Raw genomic sequence first — 21792 nt, 5'->3', positions numbered from 1 at the left:
TTACTCCGCTGCCTCGGCTGGCGCGATGCGGCGGGACTGCCGCGCCTGCGCGTCATAGGCCTTCTGCCAGTCGGACGGGCCGTTCGAGGGCGAGACCTCGACCGCCGTGACCTTGTATTCGGGGCAGTTGGTCGCCCAGTCCGAATAGTCGGTCGTGATGACGTTGGCCTGGGTGTCCGGGTGATGGAAGGTGGTGTAGACGACGCCGGGCGCCACGCGATCGGTGATCTCCGCACGCAGCGTGGTCTCGCCGGCGCGGCTCTTCAGCCGCACCCAGTCGCCGTCGCGCACGCCGCGCTGTTCGGCATCGTGCGGATGGATCTCGAGACGATCCTCGGCGTGCCAGACCACGTTCTCGGTGCGCCGCGTCTGCGCGCCGACATTGTACTGGCTGAGGATGCGGCCCGTGGTGAGCAGCAGCGGATAGCGCGGGCCGGTACGCTCGTCGGTGGCCACATATTCGGTGACGACGAACTTGCCCTTGCCGCGTACGAAGCCGTCGATATGCATCACTGGCGTACCCTCCGGCGCCTTCTCGTTGCAAGGCCACTGCACCGAACCAAGCTCGTCGAGCTTGGCGTAGGAGACGCCAGCGAAGGTCGGCGTCAGCGCCGCGATCTCGTCCATGATCTCGGATGGGTGGCTGTAGTTCATCTCGAAGCCCATCGCCCTGGCAAGGCCGATGGTGACCTCCCAGTCGGCCATGCCGTTCTTCGGCGTCATCACCTTGCGCACGCGCTGGATGCGGCGCTCGGCGTTGGTGAAGGTGCCGTCCTTCTCGAGGAAGCTCGAGCCGGGCAGGAAGACGTGGGCGTAGTTCGCGGTCTCGTTGAGGAAGAGGTCGTGGACGATGACGCATTCCATCGCGGACAGTGCAGCCACAACGTGCTTGGTGTTGGGATCGGACTGGAGGATGTCCTCGCCCTGCACGTAGATCCCCATGAACGTGCCTTCGACCGCGGCATCGAACATGTTGGGAATGCGCAGGCCCGGCTCGGGGTTGAGCTTGACGTTCCACAGCGCCTCGAACTGGTCGCGCACCGCGTCACCGGAGATGTGGCGGTAGCCGGGCAGCTCGTGCGGGAACGAGCCCATGTCGCAGGAGCCCTGCACGTTGTTCTGGCCGCGCAGCGGGTTCACGCCGACGCCGGGACGGCCGATATTGCCAGTGACCATCGCAAGATTCGCGATCGCGATCACGGTGGTCGAGCCCTGGCTGTGCTCGGTGACGCCGAGGCCGTAATAGATCGCTCCGTTGCCGCCGGTGGCGTAGGTGCGCGCGGCTTCGCGCAGATCCTTCGGGTTGACGCCGGTAAGGATCGCGGTGGCTTCCGGGCTGTTCTTGGGCTGCGCGACGAACGCCGCCCACTCCTCGAACTCGCTCCAGTCGCAACGTTCGCGCACGAAGGCTTCGTTGACGAGGCCTTCGGTGACGATGACATGCGCCAGCGCGGTCATGACCGCGACGTTGGTGCCCGGCATCAGGGGCAGGTGCAGCGCCTTCACATGCGGCGATTCCACCATCTCGGTGCGGCGCGGATCGATCACGATCAGCTTGGCACCCTGGCGCAACCGCTTCTTCAGGCGGGACGCGAACACGGGATGAGCGGAGGCCGGATTGGCACCGATCACGAGGACGACGTCGGTGTCCTCGACCGAGTCGAAATCCTGCGTGCCGGCGGAGGTGCCGAAGGTGGTGGCGAGGCCGTAGCCGGTCGGCGAGTGGCAGACGCGGGCGCAGGTGTCGACATTGTTGTTGCCGAAGCCGGCGCGGATCAGCTTCTGCACCAGATAGGTCTCTTCGTTGGTGCAGCGGGACGAGGTGATGCCGCCGATGGCATCGCGGCCGTATGTCTTCTGGATGCTGCGCATCTTGGCGGCCGCGAACGAGAACGCCTCGTCCCAGGACACTTCGCGCCAGGGATCCTCGATCCGTTCGCGGATCATCGGATTGAGGATGCGTTCGCCGTGGTTGGTGTAGCCCCAGGCGAAGCGGCCCTTGACGCAGGAATGGCCGCGATTGGCCTTGCCGTCCTTGTAGGGCACCATGCGCACGACTTCCTCGCCGCGCATCTCGGCCTTGAAGGTGCAGCCGACGCCGCAATAGGCGCAGGTGGTGACGACGGAGTGCTCGGGCTGGCCGATCTCGATCACCGACTTTTCGGTCAGCGTTGCAGTCGGGCAGGCCTGCACGCAGGCGCCGCAGGAGACGCATTCGGAGCCGAGGAAGCTCTCGCTCATGCCCGGCGAGACGCGGCTGTCGAAGCCGCGGCCGGAGATAGTCAGCGCGAAGGTGCCTTGCACCTCCTCGCAGGCGCGGACGCAGCGCGAGCAGACGATGCACTTGGAGGGATCGTAGGTGAAATAGGGGTTGGACTCGTCCTTGGGCATCCAATTGTCGTTGGAGCAGCCGCGCGATTTGGCGAAGACGTGGTTCTCGCCGTCATAGCCGTAGCGCACGTCGCGCAGGCCGACCGCGCCCGCCATATCCTGCAACTCGCAGTCGCCGTTGGCGCCGCAGGTGAGGCAGTCGAGCGGATGGTCGGAGATGTAGAGCTCCATCACACCCTTGCGCAGCTTCTTCAGCCGCTCGCTCTGGGTGTGCACGACGAGGCCGGGCATCACTGGCGTGGTGCAGGAGGCCGGCGTTCCGGCGCGGCCCTCGATCTCGACGAGACAGAGACGGCAGGAGCCGAACGCGTCGACCATGTCGGTGGCACAGAGCTTTGGGATCTGGTGGCCCGCGTCCATCGCGGCCCGCATGATCGAGGTGCCCTCGGGCACCGTGACCTCATTGCCATCGATGGTCAGCGTCACCATCGTTTCCGATTTGGAAGCCGGCGTGCCGAAGTCGATTTCTTCGATCAGAGACATTGTCGTTCTCCTATTCCGCGGCTTGAAGCGTGGTCGGTGCGGGTGCGAAATCTTCCCGGAAGTGCTTCAATGCGCTGAGCACGGGGTAGGGCGTGAAGCCGCCGAGCGCGCAGAGCGAGCCGAATTTCATGGTGTTGCAGAGGTCTTCGACCAGCGCGAGGTTTTCGTTGACGCGCTCGCCGTTGATGATCTTCTCGATGGTCTCGACGCCGCGGGTCGAGCCGATCCGGCACGGCGTGCACTTGCCGCAGGATTCGACGGCGCAGAACTCCATCGCGAAGCGCGCTTGCTTGCGCATGTCGACGCTGTCGTCGAACACGACGATGCCGCCATGGCCGATCAGGCCATCGCGCGCGGCGAAGGCCTCGTAGTCGAATGGCGTGTCGAACAGGGCACGAGGGAAATAGGCGCCGAGCGGACCGCCGACCTGCACGGCGCGGACCGGCCGGCCCGTGAACGTGCCGCCGCCGATGTCGTCGACGAGCTCGCCGAGCGTCACGCCGAAGGCGGTCTCGAACAGCCCGCCCTGGCGGATGTTGCCGGCAAGCTGGATCGGCATCGTGCCGCGCGAACGGCCCATGCCGTAATCCGCGTAGGCCTTGGCGCCTTCGGCGAGGATGAAAGGGACGGCCGCGAACGACAGCACGTTGTTGATGACGGTCGGCTTGCCGAACAGGCCGTGATGCGCCGGTAGCGGAGGTTTTGCACGCACGATACCGCGGCGGCCTTCGAGGCTCTCCAGCAGCGAGGTTTCCTCGCCGCAGACATAGGCGCCAGCGCCGACCCGCACTTCGAGGTCGAAGCTGTGGATGGATCCGCCGATCTTGTCGCCGAGATAACCGCCGCGCTTGGCAGCCCGGATCGCAGCGTTCATCGCTTCCACCGCATGCGGATATTCGCTGCGGATGTAGATGTAGCCCTTGGTCGCGCCGACGGTGATGCCGGCGATGGTCATGCCCTCGATCACCAAGAAGGGATCACCTTCCATGATCATGCGGTCGGCGAAGGTGCCGCTGTCGCCCTCGTCGGCGTTGCAGACGATGAACTTGCGGTCGGCCTTGGCCTGCGTGACCGTCTTCCATTTGATGCCGGTCGGAAAGCCGGCCCCGCCGCGGCCGCGCAAGCCCGACGCCGTGACTTCGTTGAGGATCGCATCCGTGCCGAGCGACAGTGCCCGCTCCAGCCCCTTGTAGCCACCATGGGCGCGGTAGTCGTCGAGCGAGCGCGGATCGATCACGCCGCAGCGGGCGAAGGTGAGGCGGGTCTGACGCTTCAGCCAGGGGAGCTCTTCGGTCGCACCCAGCCGCAACAGATGCGGCGTGTTGCTCGCGAGCGCGTCGAGCAGGGACGGCACATCGGCTTCAGTGACCGGGCCGAACGCGATGCGGCCTTGCGGCGTCGCTACCTCGACCAGCGGCTCCAGCCAGTACATACCGCGCGAGCCGGTCCTGACGATCTCGATCGCCACGCCGCGCTTGGCTGCAGCCTGCTCCAGCGCCAGAGCAACTTCGTCGGCACCGACGGCAATCGCGCCGGCGTCGCGTGAGACGAACAGACGCAAGCTCATCGCTGTGCCTCCACAATCAACGCATCGAGGCGCTTCTGATCGAGCCTGCCGATGAGGCGGCCGTCGAGCATGGCGGACGGTGCGGTCGCACACAGGCCGAGGCAGTAGATCGGCTCCAGCGTGACGCGATCGTCGGCCGTGGTGCTGCCGAGCGACACGCCGAGCTTTGCTTCGGCGCGCGCCGCCAGCACATCGCCGCCCGCGGCCTGGCAGGCTTCCGCGCGGCAGAGCTTCAGCACGTGGCGGCCGGCCGGCTTGTGGCGGAAATCATGATAGAACGTGAATACGCCGTGGACTTCGGCGCGCGACAGGTTGAGCCCTTGCGCCACCATGGGAATGGCGGCCTCCGGCACGTAGCCGAACGCCTCTTGCAGCGCGTGCAGGATGACCAGCGTCGCACCCTCTTGGTTGGCGTGTTCGGCGATGATTTCGGCGCCGCGCGTCTCGTTCCAAGGCTCAAAAACCGCTGTCATTCTTCGTTCTCAACCTGAGCGTTTCCTCGGTGCAAACTAGTTGGAATCATTCGCAGATCAATAAAGCTGTCCCGTGCTGCGATTGCGAATTCGGATCGATTTGCAACCGCAATCGACCGATGCGAATTGGTAATGAAAGTTGTATCGGCTGCCGGTTTTTGCGTGTTGCTGCAGGCCCGGCGTGCTAGCTTGCATGCCACGATGGAATCCGAGGGGACGACCGGTTGATCGACAAGCTTGAACTATTGCTGGCGCTGGCGAAGGAGCGGCATTTCGGACGCGCGGCGGAGGTCTGCGGCGTGACGCAACCGACTATGTCGACCGGGCTCAAGCAGCTCGAGGAGATCCTCGGCGTGATGCTGGTGCAGCGCGGGTCCCGTTTCCAGGGGTTCACTCCCGAAGGTGAGCGGGCGCTGGACTGGGCGCGGCGGATCGTCGGCGATGCCCGCGCGATGCGCGACGAGATCAACGGGTTGAAGCATCAGCTCTCCGGCGAGATCCGCATCGCCGCGATCCCGACCGTGCTCGGCATGGTCGCAGCGCTGACGACGCCGTTTCGCGCCCGGCATCCCGAGGTGCGCTTCCGTATCCAGTCCACCACCTCGTCCGAGGTGCTGGGGCTGCTCGAAAATCTCGAGGTCGATGCGGGGCTGACCTATATCGAGAACGAGCCAATCGGCAAGGTGCGCACCATTCCGCTCTACAATGAGAGCTACCGTCTTCTGACTGCGCCGGACGGCATGTTCGGTGACCGCGAGACGGTGACATGGACCGAGGTCGGGCAGGTTCCGCTGTGCCTGCTGACGCCGGACATGCAGAACCGCCGCATCATCGATCGCGCCTTACGTTCCGTCGGCGCGGAGGCGACGCCGACGCTGACCTCGAATTCGCTGCTGGTGCTGTTCACGCATGTGAAGACGGGACGCTGGGCGAGCGTGATGCCGGCCAAGCTCGCCGAGACGCTCGGCCTGTCCGACACGGTGCGCTCGATCCCGATCACCGATCCCGACGTCAATTACAGCATCGGCATGGTGATCCCGCAGCGCGATCCGATGACGCCGCTGATCGCGGCGCTGGTCAATGTCGCGAGGGAAGTCGCGCCGTCGCTGCAGCTGTAGGGATCACGCTGCCGCCGATATCCCGGCCGCCGCCTTGATCGCGTCGCGTGGCAAGGTCACGCGCACGACGGTGCCGACCTCGAGCTTGGAGCGCAGCCGCATCGAGCCGCCATGGAGCTGCGCCAGCGAGCGGGCGATCGCGAGGCCGAGGCCCGAGCCGTGATAGGTCTTGGTGAGCTGGCTCTCCACCTGCTCGAACGGGCGGCCGAGCCGCGCCAGCGAATGCGGCGCGATACCGATGCCGGTGTCGGCGATCATCAGCACGATCCGGTCGTCGAGCTGCCGGCTGCGCACCACGATGCGTCCGCCGTCCGGCGTGAACTTCACCGCGTTGGAGAGCAGGTTGACGATGATCTGCTTGGTGGCGCGGCGGTCGGCGACGACGGAGATGGATTTTGCGATGTCGGCGTCGAGCGTCAGGTGCTTGTCCTGGGCACGGCCGGTGACGACCCGCAAGGATTCCGCGAGCGTCTGCGCCAGGTCGAGCTCTTCCATGTCGAGCTTCATGCGGCCTGCCTCGATCTTGGACATGTCGAGGATGTCGTTGATGACCTCGAGCAGATAGTGGCCACTGGTCAGGATGTCCTGGCAATATTCCTGGTACTTTTCGCTGCCGAGCTCGCCGAACATGCCCGAGCCCATGATCTCGGAGAAGCCGATGATGGCATTCAGCGGCGTGCGCAGCTCGTGGCTCATATTGGCGAGGAACTTCGACTTGGTCTGGTTGGCTTCCTCGGCGCGGGTCTTCTCGCGCTGGTACTTCTCGGCGAGGTCGGCAAGCTCGACCGCCTGGCGCTCCAGCGCCGCCTGGGAGCGCTTCAGGTCGATGACGGTGGCGCGCAGGCGCAGATCGTTGTCGACCAGCTTCTGCTCGTGCTCCTTGATGCGGGTAATGTCGGTGCCGACCGAGACGTAGCCGCCGTCCTTGGTGCGGCGCTCGCTGATGTGCAGCCAGCTGCCGTCGTCGAGCTGCGCTTCGAAGGTGCGCGCGCCGGGGCCTTGGGCGGCGGTCTCGTTGTGGCGGGTGCGCACCTCCGGCATGCGGCCGACTTCGAGCACGGTCTCGTAGGAGGTGCCGGGGATCACGGCGGTGTCGGGCAGCTTGTGCAGGCGCTGGAAGTGCGAGTTGCAGAGCACGAGGCGGTCGCTCGCGTCCCACAGCACGAAGGCCTCCGGAATTGTCTCGATCGCGTCGCGCAGGCGGAGGTCGGCTTCCACCGTCCTCTCGGCGAGGCTCTTCTGCTCGGTGATGTCGACGGCGATCCCGATCAGGTGCACGCTGGAATCGGTCGCCCCGCGCGTCTTCTCGCAGCGGACGCGGAGCCAGATCCAGTGGCCGTCGACATGCTGCATGCGGAAGGTCTGGTCGATGTGGTCGATCTTCTCGGAGATGAGCTGGTCGGCGATCGCGAACAGGTCGATGTCGTCGGATTTCACCAGCGCGTTGACCTCGCCGAAGGTGAGGAGCTCGTTGCGGCCGTCGAGGCCCAGCATCGAGAACATCGATTGCGACCAGAATATCCGGCCGCGCGACAGGTCCCAGTCCCACAGCCCACAACGGCCGCGGTTGAGGGCGGTGTCGATCCGGCCGCGCACGGCGTCGTTGATGAGGTCGCCTTCGCGGGCGCGGGTGGACTGCCAGTGGAAGGCGAAGCCCAGGATCAGGACGACGAATCCGGTCGTCGCCGACAGCGTCACCGAGAGCGCGGCGTCGGAGCCCCAGATCGGCTCGTTGCGCTCCTGGATCACGGTGACGAAGCCGGGCAGCGACTTGATCTGCCGCGAGGTCGCCATCGCGGCGTTGCCGCTCGGCAGCGTCATGTCGGAGACGTTGCCGTCGCGCGTCGGCGCCGCGAGCAATTGTGCGGTCGTGATGGCATCGAGCAGGCGGTCGTTGCCGGAAGGGTCACTGTCGACCGGGACGCGGGCGAGGAGACGGCGATCGACGCCGGCCGAGGTGACGATGACGTGGCGGCCCGAGGCCGTGCCCCAGGACGGGATCATATCCGGCAACAGCGCCGGCAGGCTCTCGATGTTCTTGAGCCGCTCCTGTCGCGCCGAGGTGAGGCGGTCGATGCGTTCGGCGAGCAGGTCGGCCAGCGCCGAGATGTCGTGCCGGATCACCAGCCGCTTCTGACGCGTCTGATCGACGACCTGCACGAACGCGCCGAGGCAGATCGTGATCAGGAACGCGATGATGAGCGTCGGCACGGCGCGACGAAGCGCCGGCTCTGCAATCAAGAGCCGATGATAGGCAGGTTTCGCGATCGATTGCGCCAATCCCTTGATCGAATCGGATTGGACGCACGCGTTCGCGGCGTCTGCACGCGACATGCCTTCGGCCCCCTAAAAACCTGCTTGCAACTGAAGTTCGGAGGCAGCCCCACATCGCTTCCGAATCACAGCGATTTGAATCCAGTTTTCGCGGGGTGTCGAGAGTCAATGAATCGTTAACGCGTAATTATTCTTATCCAGTGCGCAGTTTGCGTAGCGCGCGTCCGCAAACGCACGGGCGCGAGGAGTCCGAAACGAGAACGTGCGACTCCTCGCGCGCTCCCAGTCACGCACGCGGCGGTTCGGCGTGGCTGATCACGCGCTTCACGCTCGGGAACGCGCGCCGCAGCGCGCGCTCGATGGCGTCGACGTGCTCGTGCACCTTGATCACGCTCATCGACGGCGCGGCGCGGCAGTGGAAATTGACGATCTCGCCGGCGTCGGTGTTGCGGACACGCACATTATGGATGTCGTTTATCTCGCTGCCGGCGGCGTATTCAGTCAGCGCGGCGGCGATGGCCTGGACGCGTTCGGGCGCGGCATCGACCCCGAACGGCAGTTCCGGTTCCAGCGGCTCGATATGGACGTCGACCTCGACGTCCGCGCCGAACTCCTCCTGGATGTTGCGCTCCAGCGTGTTGGCGACGTCATGGGCTGCCTCCAACTGCATGCCGGCGTCGACCTCGAGGTCGATGCTGACGATCAGCTTGGCGCCGAGATCGTGCACCGTGACGTGGTGGACGGCGAGGCCCGAATTATGCGCGATCACCATGATGCGGTCGCGCACGGTCTCGTTGTCGCGGGCGACGGGGACGGCGGTGAAGGTGAGGTCGGCATCGCCGAATGCCTTGTCCACGGCGGCCTGCGCGCTGCGCTTGATCTCCTCGACGCGGTCGATCGGATAGGTCCGCGGCACCTTGGCGATGGTGTCGATGAACGTGGTCGCGCCGACCATGCGCACGCGCAGCCGCTCGACGTCGATCACGCCCGGGACGCTGCGGATCGCGGCCGTGGCCTTCTCCTGCGCACCCTGCGGGGCGCGGTCGACCAGCGTCTGCACGGTCGAGCCGGCCATGCGCAGGCCGAGCAGGGCGATCATCACGGCAACCGCGGCGGCAGCGGCCGCGTCGCCCCACCAGAAGCCGAGGGCGGCGAGGATCAGGCCGATGATCACGGCGAACGAGCCCATCACGTCGGAGGCGAAATGCAGCGCGTCGGCGGCGAGCGCTTGGCTCCTGGTCTCGCGCGCGGCGCGGTGCAGGGCGCGGGCGCGCCAGAGATTGACGACGATGTCGATCACCAGCACGACGAACGGCACGGCCGAAATGGTCGGCGGCGGGGTTCCCTCGCGCAGCCGGCTGTAGGCCTCGACCAGGATGCCGCCGGCAAGCACGTAGAGCAGGGCGGTCACACCGAGCGCCGAGACGCTCTCCAGCTTGCCGTGGCCGTAATGGTGCTCCTCGTCGGCCGGCTTGTCGGACACCCGCACCACAGCCCAGGTGATGATGGTCGCGACCAGGTCGATCGAGGAGTGCAGGGCCTCGGAGATCAGCGCGAGCGAGCCGATCGCGATGCCGACCGCGAACTTGGCCGCCGCCATGCCGCCGCTGGCGAAGATGGAGATCGCGGCGACCGAGGTTTTGCTGTGCTGGGAGGTCATGGCGGGGGATTTAGCAGCCTAGCGCGGGACATCAAGTGATGATCCACAGGAGTAGTCGCTAGTGATTTGCAGGAGCAATCCGCGTCGTGCCTAGTCTCGTAGGGTGGGCAAAGGCGCAAAGCGCCGTGCCCACCATTCGTCAGTGATGGATACAGATCGTGGGCACGCTTCGCTTTGCCCACCCTACGGGACCGCGGTATCCCTCACACCGTCACCACGATCTTCCCCAGGTGCTTGTTCGCCTCCATGTGGTCGAACGCCTTGTCGATGTCGTCGAACGCGAACACCTTGTCGATCGGCAGCTGCAGTTTTCGCGATTCCACCGCGCCCCAGATGTCCTTCCTGACCTCCTCGAAGATCTCGCGGACCTCTTCGATGGTGCGGGTGCGGAAGGTGACGCCGACATAGTCGATGCGGCGCGCGGCATGCAGGTCGAAGTTGAAATCGGCATGGGTGCCGCCGAGCCGGCCGACATTGACGATGCGGCCCTTCACCTTGGTCGCGGCGAGGTTCTGGCTCGCCACCTTGCCCGAGACCTGGTCGACGATGAGGTCGACGCCTTCACCGTTCGTCGCCTTCAGGACCTCCTCGACCCATTTCGGATCGGAGCTGTCGACGGCGAGGTCGGCGCCGTACTCCTTCAGCCGGCCGCGGCGCGTGGCATCGGTCGAGGAGCCGATCACGAGCTTTGCGCCCTTGAGTTTTGCAATCTGCATCGCCATCAGGCCGACACCAGAGCTGGCGCCCTGGATCAGCACGCTCTGGCCCGCCTGCACGCCGCCGACGGTGACGACGGCGTTGTGCATGGTCGCGAGCGCGACGGGGAGGGTGGCGGCTTCCTCGAAGTTCATGTTCGAGGGCGCGCGGAACAGCCGGCCGTGATCGGCGAGGGTGTACTCGGCAAACGCAGCGCCGCCCGAGCCCATGATGCGGTCGCCGATCTTCACGCCCTGGGCATCCGGTCCGAGCTCGGCGACCTCGCCGGCCCATTCCATGCCGAGCACGGTGCCGGCGCCGCCGGCCGCGCCGTGGGCGTGCCCCTTGCGCATGCCGGTGTCGGCGCGGTTGAGCCCGCAGGCGCGGACGCGCACCAGCACCTGCGTGCCCTTCGGTTTTGGTTGAGCGACGTCGGAAATCCTAGCGCCCTCAGGGCCGTAGACGTAAGCCTTCATGGATTGCTCTCGCTTCTTGCGGTGATTATTCGGCGGCTTCGCGTTGCGGCTGAACGATCATGCCTTCGAGCCGGCTGCGGATGATCGCTTCCGCTTCGCGCACGATGCGGGAGATGAGTTCGGCGCAGGTCGGGATGTCCTGGATCAGGCCCTGCACCTGGCCGGCCGACCAGATGCCTTCGTCGGAGTTCCCGGTCGCATAGACCATCTTGCCGCGGGCACCCGCGACCAGCTCGCGGATGTCCTCGAACTTGGCGCCTTCCTTTTCCATCGCGACGACCTTGGTCGAGATCTCGTTCCTGGCGACGCGCGAGGTGTTGCGCATGGTGCGGAAGATCAGCTCGGTCTCGCGCTCGTCATTGGCGACGATCTTCTCCTTGATGAGCTGGTGGATCGGGCTCTCCCTGGTCGCCATGAAGCGCGTGCCCATGTTGATGCCGTCGGCGCCCAGCGCCAGCGCTGCGACGAGGCCCCGGGCATCGGCAAAGCCGCCCGAGGCGATCATCGGGATCTTGATCTTGTTGGCGGCGGCGGGGATCAGGATCAGGCCGGGCGTGTCGTCCTCGCCGGGATGGCCGGCGCATTCGAAGCCGTCGATCGAGATGGCGTCGACGCCCATGCGTTCGGCCGAGAGCGCGTGGCGGACGCTGGTGCATTTGTGCACGACCTTGACGCCGTGCTTCCTGAACTCATCGACATGCTCCTGGGGCTTGTTGCCGGCGGTCTCGACCACCTTGATGCCGCTCTCGATGATGGCCGCGCGGTATTCGGCATAAGGCGGCGGCTTGATCGCGGGCAGGATGGTGAGGTTGACGCCGAACGGCTTGTCGGTGAGGTCGCGGCAGCGCGCGATCTCCTTGGTCAGGTCCTCCGGCGTCGGCTGGGTCAGCGCCGTGATGAAGCCGAGCGCGCCGGCATTGGCAACGGCGGCGACCAGCTCGGCGCGGCCGACCCATTGCATGCCGCCCTGGACGATCGGGTGCTCGACGCCGACGAGTTTCGTGAACCGTGTCTGCAACATGCTGTGTTTCCCCCAGGATGGCCCGCAGGCTCTGTTGTCGGTGATGGCGGAAGGATGCCGCCGGGGGTGGTAAAAGTCTATCAGCGGGGCGTGCGGTGGGGGCGGGGCGAGCATGCAGGGAGAGGGAGGATTCCGTGGCGCGGATAATCCTGGGGCTCGTGTCCCGGATGTGCTGCAACGTCCTTCACGTTGCGGCGCAGAGCGGGACCCATGCTCAGCGAGGGCTCTGAAAGATGGGCCCCGGCTCTGCAGCGCACCGTCGAAGGGACGCTGCGCTGCGTCCGGGGCACGGATAACCTCGATCCGGTCTTCAAACACTAGACACACCTTCGCCCTCTCGCGGCATCTCCGCCCGAGTTTTGCGTCGTCGCGTTGCCCTCATGAAAGACAAGGGCGCAGGGAAGGCCGGGCGCCGGCTGGCACCCGTAAGTCCGTGCGCTACGAAGATGCACACGGGGTGGACCACAGGTGAGCCGAACGCCCGGCCTTCCCTGCGCGATGGCTTACGGCGTACTTCGTGCTCTCCTCGGGGAGCGATGCACTATTGCCCCCGTCGCCTTGCGGGTGATTGATGCGCGCGCCGGTTGGCCGCCACATCACCGCAGGACTTGACGCACAGACCCCGGGCGTCAGGACCACACGACTTGACCGTCCGCGCACGTCTTCGCTGGGACTTCGAGTGCTGGCGTGTGCTCACGCCCGAAGCCATGCGAAGACGCTGTCGGCGCCGGGTCGTATGCGCGGAAAGCGCTTTGCTCACGGTTTCCCGCCCTGCAATGCTGCTCGCGCCCGACGCCGTCGCGTCCATCGCACCCCGGTCCGCGGTTCGTGACGATCGCGATCCGCCCCTTGTCTCGGGCCAGGGTGACTTGCTTGTACGGCAAATCAGAATTTCGGTAAAGTGGAATATTTGACGCGGCTGGGCTTGACAGGCGAGAGGGAGGATTTGGCGGGGTGTTTTGCCCGACGGGCAGGGGCTGCGCTCGCAATGACGGCGTCGTGTGGTGCAGGCTGCCGGGCTACTCTGCCGACAGCCGCACCATCTGGCGGCCGCCGTTTATTTCCTTGAGGCGGTTGACGAAGTTTTCCGGGCGTTGCCAGCGATTGGGAACTTCCAGGCCCATGTACTCGGCGATGTCGCCGATGAAGCCGGTGCAGTTCATGGTCTCGGCGTTCCAGACCGGCGAGTTCGCCTGCTTCTTCTTGATGTAGGCGAACACGCGCTTGGCGTCGGCTTCGTTCAGGTAGACGCGATAGCTCGCGGTCAGATATTCCGGATCGAGATCGCCGTAGCTCGCACCGGTTTCCGACGGCACGAAGGTGACGTGGCCGAGCACGTAGGCGAGCGTGTCGCCGGCCGGCGTGAGCCCGGCGACCTCGACCGCCTTCTCGCTGGTCTTGCCGTACCAGACGAAGGCGTGGCCCCAGCTCGCGGCGGTTCGCGCACGGAAGTCGACGTAGTAGGGACCTTTCTCCGCGCGCGCGACGGAGCGCCGCGTCGACTGCGGCTGAGGCCGCGATGTGGAGTCGCTCGTGGCAAGCGCGTTGGCGTCGGCAACGCGCTTGTTCGCTTCGTGGGCGGAGGCCGAGGGCGTCGTACACGCGATCATGGCCGCGAGGGCGAACCCCGCAAGGATGCAGGGTCCCGATCGATCAGGTTTGTTCGTCACGCTGTGCCCCTCGACTGTCGGCCGCTTACGCCAGTTTTGCGCTTGGTCTGTTGCGCGTCAGTAGCGCGCAGCGACCGGGCCGGGCGCCTTGCCGATAGGGGCCTTTCCAACCGGGCTCTTGCCAATCGGCATCTTGCCGATCGGCGCCTGCTCCGCCGGATAGACAGGTACCGGCTGGCGGCGCGGCAGATCCGCAGCGTTCGCAGCCGTCACCAGAGCAAGCGTGGCACCCAGAGCAATTACAATCTTCTTCACAGCTGATACCCCTAGAAGGTTTGGTCCAAACACGGCAGTGCCGTGCCCCCCCAGACACGCCTCAGAGATGGACGTCCGAATGCGACCAAGTTGCGGCACCCCCGCGACATGTTGGCGGCATATCTCTGACGCGCGCAGATGTGATGTGTCTGGATGTTTCGGAGTGCTGCTATCAGGCTTCTCACCCGATCCGGTTCAAACTGTTCCTGATCGTCGAGAAGATGCCGCCGATGTCCTTGCGCAAGGCATCGAGCGCGTTGAAATTGTCGAAGATGCGGGCGAGGCGGTCTTCGACCTCGCGCTTGCTTTGGGTCAGCGCATCGACACGCGAGGCGAGGGTGACGTCGCCATTCGTCTCGATCTCGCCGACGGTCCTGGCGAGGAGATCGCGGGTGGCACCGACCTCCGCGATCAAGGCCTCGATGCCGAACACTGGGGCCTTCAACGGGACGAGGTCGGCCTGCGACTTCGACAGCTCCGTCTTGAAGGCGTTCAGCGTCGCCAGCGTCTCCTGCAGGGCGCCGAGGCGCTGGCGTGACTGCAGGACGAAATCGTTCAGCGCGTTCTGGCGGTCGGCAAGGGTCTTGCCGTCGGCGTCCGTTTCGACATCGGCGAGCGAGCGTTCGAGCTGCGCCTGGCGCTGGCCGAGCTCCTCGAAGTCGAGCCGGATGCTTTTGAGAATGTTGAAGCTGTCGTCGATGCGGGCGAGGCGCTGCTCGATCTCGATCTTGTTCTTCGACAACGTCTCGACGCGCGTGGCAAGCGGCGTCTCGCCGCCGGTCTCGAGCTCGTCGATGGTCTTGGCAAGGCGCTCGTGGCCGAGGCTGAGCTCGCCGATCAGGGCGTTGATGCCGGCGTCCGAGGCACGCAGCGGCACCAGCTCGGCGTGGGATTTCGCCAGATCCTCCTTGTACTGGTTGAGTGTCGCAAATGTCTCCTGGACGCTGTTCACCCGTCCCAGAAGCGCTGCCACGTCGCGCGCGATGTCCCTCTGCCGATCGGCGAGGTTGTTCTTGCGGTCGTCGGTCTCGAGATCGTGCAGGGAGCGTTCGAGCTGGTTCTGGCGGTCGCGGATCTCGGTGAAGACCGGCTCGACCGCGCGGCGCTGCTCGGCGACCTTGCCGACCATGTCGCGCAGGTGCTGCTGGCGACTGCGGATTTCGGCGAGCTGGTCGTGCATGTCGGTGGATTGGTTGCGGCCCTGCTGGAGCAGCGCGCGCTGCTCGGTCTCGCCCAGCTTGTCGTGCAGCGCAGAGACCGCCTCCCTCGGGTCGCTCTCGATCAAATGCTGGACGGTGGCATCCAAGTGGTTTTGCAGAGCGTGGGCAACGACGACGTCCTCGCGGGTTTTCTTCAGCCGGTCACGCAGCGTCTTCAGGCTGCGGTCCTGGCGCGACAGCCGCCAGGCTGAAGCGCCGATCAGGGTCAGCGCGAGGGCGGGGAATATTCCGGTCGCGATGCGCTGCGGCACCGGCAGGCCCGCGAACCAAGCGGGCAGGTGGCTGATGTCGTGACCGAACGCCTGCTGGGCGACGACCGCGACGATGGCCAACAGGCCGAACCAGGCAATCAGGAAAAACAGCCACATCGTGAATTCCACACGCCGGCACACATTTTCGCCATGATTGCCAAGAGCGGAACCGAGCGCAAGGGGCGGGCAGGCTTGTGGGCTGTTTCGGGCGCCGTGATCCACGGCTGGTTGCATTGGCCGATGGGTGGGGCGGCGCGGAAGGTGCCGGGTTTTCCCGGACAGACGTTCCGCACACGCGTCATGCCCGGCTTGCCGGGACAAGGCCGGCCATGGCGGATCGAGCAGCGTTAGAAGCCCGCGCGAGCGGAGCGACATGCGGGACCATGCGAAGAGTCGTCCCCGATGTCGCTTGGCTTATCCGGGCTGCTGCGCCGTGCGCGCTATCATTTCTCGAGGAAGTTCGAGCGCATCTTGTCGGCGAACCAGACCGCGAAGATCGCACCGAACGCGAGAGCAAAGTACAGAGCCGTCCACAAAAGTGCATTACTTGCATTCGTCATGGCGTCCTCCCTGGCGTCAGAAACTGATTGCCGGGAAGGATAAGGCGGCCGTGCCGGCGCGATTTGCGCCGGATCAATTTTGCCGCGCTGCAGCGAGAATAAGTGAGTAGCCCGCATGAGCGCAGCGACTTGCGGGACCACAGCGAAGAGCCGTCCCGGATATCGCTTCGCTCATCCGGGCTTCGGGCCGGTGTTTGCAGCTACAGCCGAAACTCGTTGGTGAGCTCGCCGATGCCGTCGATCGCGACGGTGACCGTGTTCACCGGCTCCTTCATCACGCCGACGCCGACCGAGGTGCCGACGGCGATGAGGTCGCCGGGGAGCAGGGTCATGTCGTGGGAGATCCTGCTGACCAGCTCCTGCGCCGAGAAGATCATGTCGGAGATCGGGTAGTTCTGCCGCTCCGCGCCGTTGAGGATGGTGCGGACGATCAGCTTGGCCGGATCGAGGCCGGTTGCGATGACCGGGCCGAACGGGCCGTAATCGTCGATGCCCTTGGCGCGGGCCCATTGCGGGAAGGTGGGGTCGCTGGTCAGGATGTCGTTGGCGGTGATGTCGTTGACGCAGGTATAGCCGAAGATGCAGCTGTTGGCTTCGCTGGGGGAGACACGCGCGCAGGTCTTGCCGATGACGATGCCGAGCTCGCCTTCATAGGTGGTCTTGCCGTCGTAATAGGAGGGACGGCGGATCACGGCGCCGGGCGTCGTGATGGTGGTGGTGGCCTTGAGCAGATACAGCGGCTCCGGCGGCTCGGGCTGGTTGAGCTTGGCGGCGAGCGCGTGGAAATTATTCCAGAGCGCGACGATCTTGCTGGGCGCGCAAGGCGCCAGCAGCTCGACCTCCGACAGCGCCAGAATCTTGCCGGTCGCGGCGTTGCGGCCGAACATCTCGCCCTCGTGCACGCTGATGCCCGATGGCGTCAGCGTGCCGAAACCGGTCGCGCCATTATTCCGGAAGCGCAGCCACTGCTTCATCTCGCCCGCCATCACGCCACCGCCAGTGCGCGGGGATCTGAAGGTGTCGAGACGCCGTCATAGAGCCCGGCGATGCGGGCGCGCTGGGTCACCATCGCCAGCACCGAATCGAGCGCGGGCGTCGCGATGCCGGTGATGCGGCCCATCTCCTGCACCACGGTGACGAGCGGGTCGATCTCCATCGGGCGGCCGCGCTCGAGATCCTGCAGCATCGAGGTCTTGTGCGCGCCGACCTTGCGGGCGCCCTCGATGCGGCGCTCGACGTCGACGCGGAATTTGACCCCAAACGTCTCGGCGATCGCTTGCGTCTCCACCATGATCGCGCGTGACAGCGCACGCGTGGACGGATCGGTGCAGATCACGTCGAGCGTTGCATGGGTCAGCGCGCTGATCGGGTTGAAGCAGACATTGCCCCACAGCTTGAGCCAGATCTCGTCGCGGATGCGGTCGAGCACCGGCGCCTTCAGCCCGGCCGCGACGAACAGATCGGCAAGGCGCTGCACGTCGCTCGTGATCTCGCCGGAGGGCTCACCGAGCGGGAAGTTGTTGCCGTAGACGTGGCGGATCACGCCTGGCGCCTCGATCTCGGTGGCGGGATAGACGATGCAGCCGATGGCGCGCTCGGCGCCGATCTCGCGCCACTGCCGCCCGCCGGGGTCGATGCTCTCCAGCGTCGAATTCTCGTACTGACCGCCATGCTTGTAGAAGTACCAATAGGGGATGCCGTTGACGGCGGTGACGATGCGGGTGTGCTGCCCGAGCAGCGGCTGCATCTTCTCGATCACGCCGGTGATGGAATGCGCCTTCAGCGTGATGATGATGTAGTCCTGCACGCCGAGCTCGGCGGGATCGTCGGTGCAGCGCGGATGCACGGTGTGCCTCTCCTCGCCCGCGAGCAGCGTCAGGCCGCGCTCGCGCATTGCGGCAAGGTGCGCGCCGCGCGCGATGAGGCTGACATCGGCGCCTGCGCGTGCAAGCTGAACCCCGAGATATCCGCCGATTGCGCCGGCGCCGTAGATGCAGATCTTCATGAAATCCTCGCGGGAGACCGGAATTTTGGGACGAAAGATCCGGTCCGGCTCGAACGTGTCCGAGCCGGCCGGTAGTCACAGGGGAAGTGTGCGTCGCTTTAGGCGGCCGCTTGCGGCGTGCCGTTGATGGCCTCGTCCATGGCAGCTGCGATGTCGCGCATGCTGATGACGGAGACGAGGCTGTAATCGTCGATGACGGGCAAATGGCGGATGTGATGCCGGTTCATCAGATGCCGGACCTGCTCGATCGTATCGCTGGAGGTGCAGGACACCAGCTGCTGCACCGAGACGAGCTGCGAGACCTTGACGTTGACGGCATTCGCGCCGTGCTCGGCGACGGCGCGCACCACGTCACGCTCGGTGAACATGCCGACGGCGGTATTGCCCTCGGAGCGGACCACGTCCTTGACCACGAGAGCGCTGATGTTGTTGGCGCGCATCAGCTTGGCGGCGATACCCACCGTCTCGTTCATTCGCACCGTGACAACGCGCGGCGTCTTCTTGCGCAGAATGTCTCCGACCAGCATTGCAACCTCCCTGGGTGAATGTTGCAGGAAGTGTGGTATACATAATGCCAATCGTCAAGCGCTGGTTTGGGCGATCCGAAAAATCTTGCGACAGCAATACTGACGTTTGCTTGGTGCGAAAAAGAAAGGGGCGCATCCCTGCGCCCCTTGTTGATCCCTGCAATGTCAGTGGCGGCTACGCCGTCTCGGTCTTTGCAGTGGTCTCGGCCCTGCCGGTTGCTGTGCTCGCGCTCTCGGCTTCCTTGCCGAGGATGAAGGAACGGCGCATCGGCTTGATCACGAACAGCGCCGTCAGCGCCGCCGTCGCGTTCAGGGCGACCGCGACCACGAACACGGCCTTCCAGCCGTAGGTCGCCGAGATCACGCTGGCGAGCGGGACGAGCAGGGAGGCGGTGCCCTTCGCGGTGTAGAGCATGCCGTTGTTGGTGGTCGCGAATTTCGAGCCGAAGGTGTCGCCGCAGGTCGCCGGGAACAGCGAGTAGATCTCGCCGAACACGCCGAAATACACGGCGGTCGCGAGCACGAACACGACCGGGACATGACCGTAAGCCGACAGCGTCAGCAGCATCAGCGCCGCGGTGCCGAAGGCGATGAACATGGTGTGCTCGCGGCCGATCGTGTCGGAGACCCAGCCGAAGAAGGGGCGTCCGAAACCGTCGAGGATGCGGTCGAGCGAGATCGCGAAGGTCAGTGCCGCCATCTGGAAGCCGGCCAGCGTGACCGGGGTATCGGCGATCTTGAAGTCGTGCGCGATCGGGCCGATCTGCGCCGCGGTCATCAGGCCGCCGGATGCGACCATGACGAAAACGAGATACATCACCCAGAAAATAGGGCTGCGCAGCACCTGCGGCGGGGTGAAGTCGATCTTGGTCTGCGGCAGGTTGAGCTGCTTCTTCTTCGGCGGGATCGAGAGCCGCGGCGGCTGGATGAAGAAGGCGAGCACGAACACGATCACGCCCTGGCCGATGCCGAAGGTGAAGAAGGCGTGCTGATAGCCGCTCGATGCGATCATGGTCGCGATCGGTACGATGGTGAGCGCGGCGCCCGCGCCGAAGCCCGCGGCGGTCGCGCCGGCGGCAAGGCCCCGGCGGTCGGGAAACCATTTCAGCGCGTTGCCGACGCAGGTGCCGTACACCGCGCCCGCACCCATGCCGCCGATGATCGCGGCCGCGTAGAGCAAGGTGAGACTGTCGGCATAGGAGTTGAGAATCCAGGACAGCGCGATCATCACGCCGCCGAACATGACGACGATGCGCGGGCCGTATTTGTCGACGAACCAGGCCTCGATCGGCACCAGCCAGGTCTCGGTGACGACGAAGACGGTGAAGGCGAGCTGGATCGCGGCGCGTCCCCAGTGATGGGCCGCATCGATCGGATCGACGAACAGCGTCCAGCCATATTGCAGGTTGGCGATCATCGCCATGCAGACGATGCCCATGACGAGCTGGAGCCAACGGAAACCGGTGCGAAGAGGCGCGGCCGTGACGGCGCCGTCCGTGCTGGAAATCATCAAGAACCTCCCAACGCGCCTGATTGATCACGACTTTGGATTGCAAGATGACCCAGTGTCGCAAATGTTGTGGCTTATCGTCGCAAGCGCGGCGCGGAGCTTGGTATACCATATTCCAGAATGCAAGCCCTATCTGCGGCGGATTGTCACAAAATCTGCGGTTCCATTGGAGCGGGACCGGCGCTGCAAGATGTCGCCAAAACGAAAACGCCCGGCCGTGAGGCCGGGCGTCCGCTCGACGAAGAGCTTGATGGAGCGTGTCAGACGGTCGATTTGGCGACCACGACCTTGCGCCACGGCTTGAGCACCGCGATCGCGAGCAGCGAAGCCAGGATGTTGGCGCCGGCCGCGATGATGAACACGCTGTCCCACGTGCCCGACGATTGCTGCATATAGTTGCCGATCGGGACCAGCAGTGCGGCGGTGCCCTTCGCAGTGTAGAGCAGGCCGGCATTGGTGGTCGCGAACTTGGCGCCGAACGTGTCGGTGCAGGTCGAGGGGAATAGCGAGTAGATCTCACCCCAGGCGAAGAACACGAAGCCCGAGAGCAGCACGAACCAGATCGGATCGTGGCCCCAGAGGTAGAGCATCCAGATGCCGAAACCTTCCATGCCGAAGGCGATGAACATCGTGTTCTCGCGGCCGATCATGTCGGAGATCCAGCCGAAGAACGGACGCGTCAGGCCGTTGAGCACGCGGTCGATCGTGGCCGCGAAGGTCACCGCCGTCATCGTCACCGCCATCAGCGTGACCGGCACGTTGTCGACCTTCCAGTCGGCCGCGATGGGCTTCAGGTTGGCCGTCACCATCAAGCCGCCGGCGCCGACGATCACGAACATGAAGTACATCAGCCAGAAGATCGGCTGACGCAGCACCTCGGTCGGCTGGTAGTTGCGCCGGGTCTGCAGCAGATTGGCATTGGCCACCACGTTCGGCACCTGACCCGCTTTCGGCGCGAGCAGGAAGAAGGCGAGGATGCAGATGATGATGCCCTGTCCGAGGCCGAAATAGAGGAAGGTGGTCTGGAATCCACTGTCCTTGATCATGGCCTGGATCGGCGCGACGGTGAGCGCGGAGCCCGCACCGAAGCCCGCGGCCGTGATGCCCGCCGCAAGACCGCGCTTGTCCGGAAACCACTTCAGCGCGTTGCCGACGCAGGTGCCGTAGACGCCGCCGGCGCCGATGCCGGCGATGATCATGCCGAGATAGTAGCCGTTGAGCGTGGTGGCCTGGGCGTTGATCGCCCAGCCGATGGCGCAGAGCACGCCGCCGACCAGCACGACGATGCGCGGACCGTATTTGTCGACGAACCATCCTTCGACCGGGACCAGCCAGGTCTCGAACAGGACAAAGAGCGTAAAGGCCCACTGGATCGACGCGCGATCCCAGCCGAACTTCTTCTGGATGTCAGGGACGAAGAACGTCCAGCCGTACTGATAATTGGCGATCATCACCATCGCGGCGACGCCAACCGCCAACTGCGTCCAGCGATAGGCATCGCTGACGCGCGCGACGCTTGGGGCCGCTGTTGACTGCACCATGTCTGTCATAAAAAACCCTCCCGAAGGCGCCGATCATTTTTATGCGTGCGCTGGTTCGCATCCTGGTATTCATTATGCCAAGATTCAAGCGAAG

General features: G+C 65.3%; 16 protein-coding genes. 1 reads left to right on the top strand and 15 read right to left on the bottom strand.

Annotation, left to right across the window (positions count from 1 at the left end; all coding sequences use genetic code 11):
• Genes fdhF through CIT37_RS27270 form a run of 3 tightly spaced genes read right to left on the bottom strand, consistent with a single transcriptional unit; the run spans position 1 to position 4914 of the window.
• Entirely contained in the window at positions 1–2874 is a 2874-nt protein-coding gene (gene fdhF, locus CIT37_RS27280) for a formate dehydrogenase subunit alpha (protein ID WP_095426475.1), read from the bottom strand.
• Positions 2875–2884: 10 nt separating this feature from the next.
• Positions 2885–4441 carry a formate dehydrogenase beta subunit gene (locus tag CIT37_RS27275; protein WP_095426476.1) on the bottom strand — a complete coding sequence of 519 codons (1557 nt, stop codon included), beginning with the start codon at positions 4439–4441 and terminating at the stop codon, positions 2885–2887.
• Complete coding sequence (locus CIT37_RS27270; RefSeq protein ID WP_095426477.1) at positions 4438–4914, bottom strand: formate dehydrogenase subunit gamma; 477 nt, start codon at positions 4912–4914, stop codon at positions 4438–4440. Before CIT37_RS27270 ends, CIT37_RS27275 begins: the two co-directional genes overlap by 4 nt.
• A gap of 224 nt (positions 4915–5138) precedes the next feature.
• Here CIT37_RS27270 and CIT37_RS27265 point away from each other — a divergent pair, with 224 nt between their 5' ends.
• On the top strand, positions 5139–6032 hold the full coding sequence (locus CIT37_RS27265; protein WP_028143020.1) for a LysR family transcriptional regulator: 894 nt from the start codon (positions 5139–5141) through the stop codon (positions 6030–6032).
• Between the two features lie 3 nt (positions 6033–6035).
• On the opposite strand, the gene CIT37_RS27260 is transcribed toward CIT37_RS27265, so the two are convergent.
• The 12 genes from CIT37_RS27260 to oxlT (CIT37_RS27205) form a co-directional block, all read right to left on the bottom strand.
• Positions 6036–8366 (bottom strand): PAS domain-containing sensor histidine kinase, encoded by a 2331-nt coding sequence (locus CIT37_RS27260; protein ID WP_095426478.1) that lies wholly within the window; start codon positions 8364–8366, stop codon positions 6036–6038.
• A gap of 226 nt (positions 8367–8592) precedes the next feature.
• Positions 8593–9966, bottom strand: coding sequence for a cation-efflux pump (locus CIT37_RS27255; RefSeq protein ID WP_095426479.1), 1374 nt, complete (start codon positions 9964–9966; stop codon positions 8593–8595).
• Positions 9967–10169: 203 nt separating this feature from the next.
• On the bottom strand, positions 10170–11138 hold the full coding sequence (locus CIT37_RS27250; protein ID WP_028143023.1) for a quinone oxidoreductase family protein: 969 nt from the start codon (positions 11136–11138) through the stop codon (positions 10170–10172).
• A 25-nt stretch (positions 11139–11163) separates the two neighbouring features.
• On the bottom strand, positions 11164–12159 hold the full coding sequence (locus CIT37_RS27245) for an NAD(P)H-dependent flavin oxidoreductase (RefSeq protein ID WP_028143024.1): 996 nt from the start codon (positions 12157–12159) through the stop codon (positions 11164–11166).
• Positions 12160–13178: 1019 nt separating this feature from the next.
• Positions 13179–13829: a hypothetical protein gene (locus CIT37_RS27240; protein WP_038947110.1), complete on the bottom strand. Its 651-nt coding sequence runs from the start codon at positions 13827–13829 to the stop codon at positions 13179–13181.
• Positions 13830–13886: 57 nt separating this feature from the next.
• Positions 13887–14084, bottom strand: a complete 198-nt coding sequence (locus CIT37_RS27235; RefSeq protein ID WP_018315845.1) for a hypothetical protein — start codon at positions 14082–14084, stop codon at positions 13887–13889.
• 181 nt (positions 14085–14265) lie between these two features.
• Entirely contained in the window at positions 14266–15672 is a 1407-nt protein-coding gene (locus CIT37_RS27230; RefSeq protein WP_161966482.1) for a coiled-coil domain-containing protein, read from the bottom strand.
• Positions 15673–16315: 643 nt separating this feature from the next.
• A complete protein-coding gene (locus CIT37_RS27225) occupies positions 16316–17089 on the bottom strand; it encodes a fumarylacetoacetate hydrolase family protein (protein ID WP_038947112.1) in 774 nt (257 codons plus the stop codon).
• 11 nt (positions 17090–17100) lie between these two features.
• On the bottom strand, positions 17101–18120 hold the full coding sequence (locus tag CIT37_RS27220) for a 2-dehydropantoate 2-reductase (protein WP_028143028.1): 1020 nt from the start codon (positions 18118–18120) through the stop codon (positions 17101–17103).
• A gap of 98 nt (positions 18121–18218) precedes the next feature.
• Positions 18219–18647: a CBS domain-containing protein gene (locus CIT37_RS27215; RefSeq protein ID WP_028143029.1), complete on the bottom strand. Its 429-nt coding sequence runs from the start codon at positions 18645–18647 to the stop codon at positions 18219–18221.
• A 175-nt stretch (positions 18648–18822) separates the two neighbouring features.
• Positions 18823–20157, bottom strand: coding sequence for an oxalate/formate MFS antiporter (gene oxlT, locus CIT37_RS27210; RefSeq protein ID WP_028143030.1), 1335 nt, complete (start codon positions 20155–20157; stop codon positions 18823–18825).
• A gap of 260 nt (positions 20158–20417) precedes the next feature.
• The gene (gene oxlT / locus CIT37_RS27205; RefSeq protein WP_028143031.1) at positions 20418–21707 is read right to left on the bottom strand and encodes an oxalate/formate MFS antiporter; all 1290 of its coding nucleotides are present in this window, start codon (positions 21705–21707) and stop codon (positions 20418–20420) included.
• Between the last annotated feature and the right edge of the window lie 85 nt (positions 21708–21792).

Origin of the sequence: Bradyrhizobium ottawaense (assembly GCF_002278135.3) — a bacterium.
Lineage (GTDB): Bacteria > Pseudomonadota > Alphaproteobacteria > Rhizobiales > Xanthobacteraceae > Bradyrhizobium > Bradyrhizobium ottawaense.
The sequence above is the reverse complement of the archived record's forward strand: the minus strand, read 5'-3'. Positions and strand labels throughout refer to the sequence as shown.

Coding starts and splice junctions, on each gene's coding strand:
- CIT37_RS27255 (WP_095426479.1), bottom strand. CDS start 9,966: ATGACCTCCCAGCACAGCAAAACCTCGGTCGCCGCGATCTCCATCTTC.
- CIT37_RS27245 (WP_028143024.1), bottom strand. CDS start 12,159: ATGTTGCAGACACGGTTCACGAAACTCGTCGGCGTCGAGCACCCGATC.
- CIT37_RS27275 (WP_095426476.1), bottom strand. CDS start 4,441: ATGAGCTTGCGTCTGTTCGTCTCACGCGACGCCGGCGCGATTGCCGTC.
- CIT37_RS27270 (WP_095426477.1), bottom strand. CDS start 4,914: ATGACAGCGGTTTTTGAGCCTTGGAACGAGACGCGCGGCGCCGAAATC.
- oxlT (WP_028143031.1), bottom strand. CDS start 21,707: ATGACAGACATGGTGCAGTCAACAGCGGCCCCAAGCGTCGCGCGCGTC.
- CIT37_RS27220 (WP_028143028.1), bottom strand. CDS start 18,120: ATGAAGATCTGCATCTACGGCGCCGGCGCAATCGGCGGATATCTCGGG.
- CIT37_RS27260 (WP_095426478.1), bottom strand. CDS start 8,366: ATGTCGCGTGCAGACGCCGCGAACGCGTGCGTCCAATCCGATTCGATC.
- oxlT (WP_028143030.1), bottom strand. CDS start 20,157: ATGATTTCCAGCACGGACGGCGCCGTCACGGCCGCGCCTCTTCGCACC.
- fdhF (WP_095426475.1), bottom strand. CDS start 2,874: ATGTCTCTGATCGAAGAAATCGACTTCGGCACGCCGGCTTCCAAATCG.
- CIT37_RS27250 (WP_028143023.1), bottom strand. CDS start 11,138: ATGAAGGCTTACGTCTACGGCCCTGAGGGCGCTAGGATTTCCGACGTC.
- CIT37_RS27215 (WP_028143029.1), bottom strand. CDS start 18,647: ATGCTGGTCGGAGACATTCTGCGCAAGAAGACGCCGCGCGTTGTCACG.
- CIT37_RS27225 (WP_038947112.1), bottom strand. CDS start 17,089: ATGAAGCAGTGGCTGCGCTTCCGGAATAATGGCGCGACCGGTTTCGGC.
- CIT37_RS27230 (WP_161966482.1), bottom strand. CDS start 15,672: ATGTGGCTGTTTTTCCTGATTGCCTGGTTCGGCCTGTTGGCCATCGTC.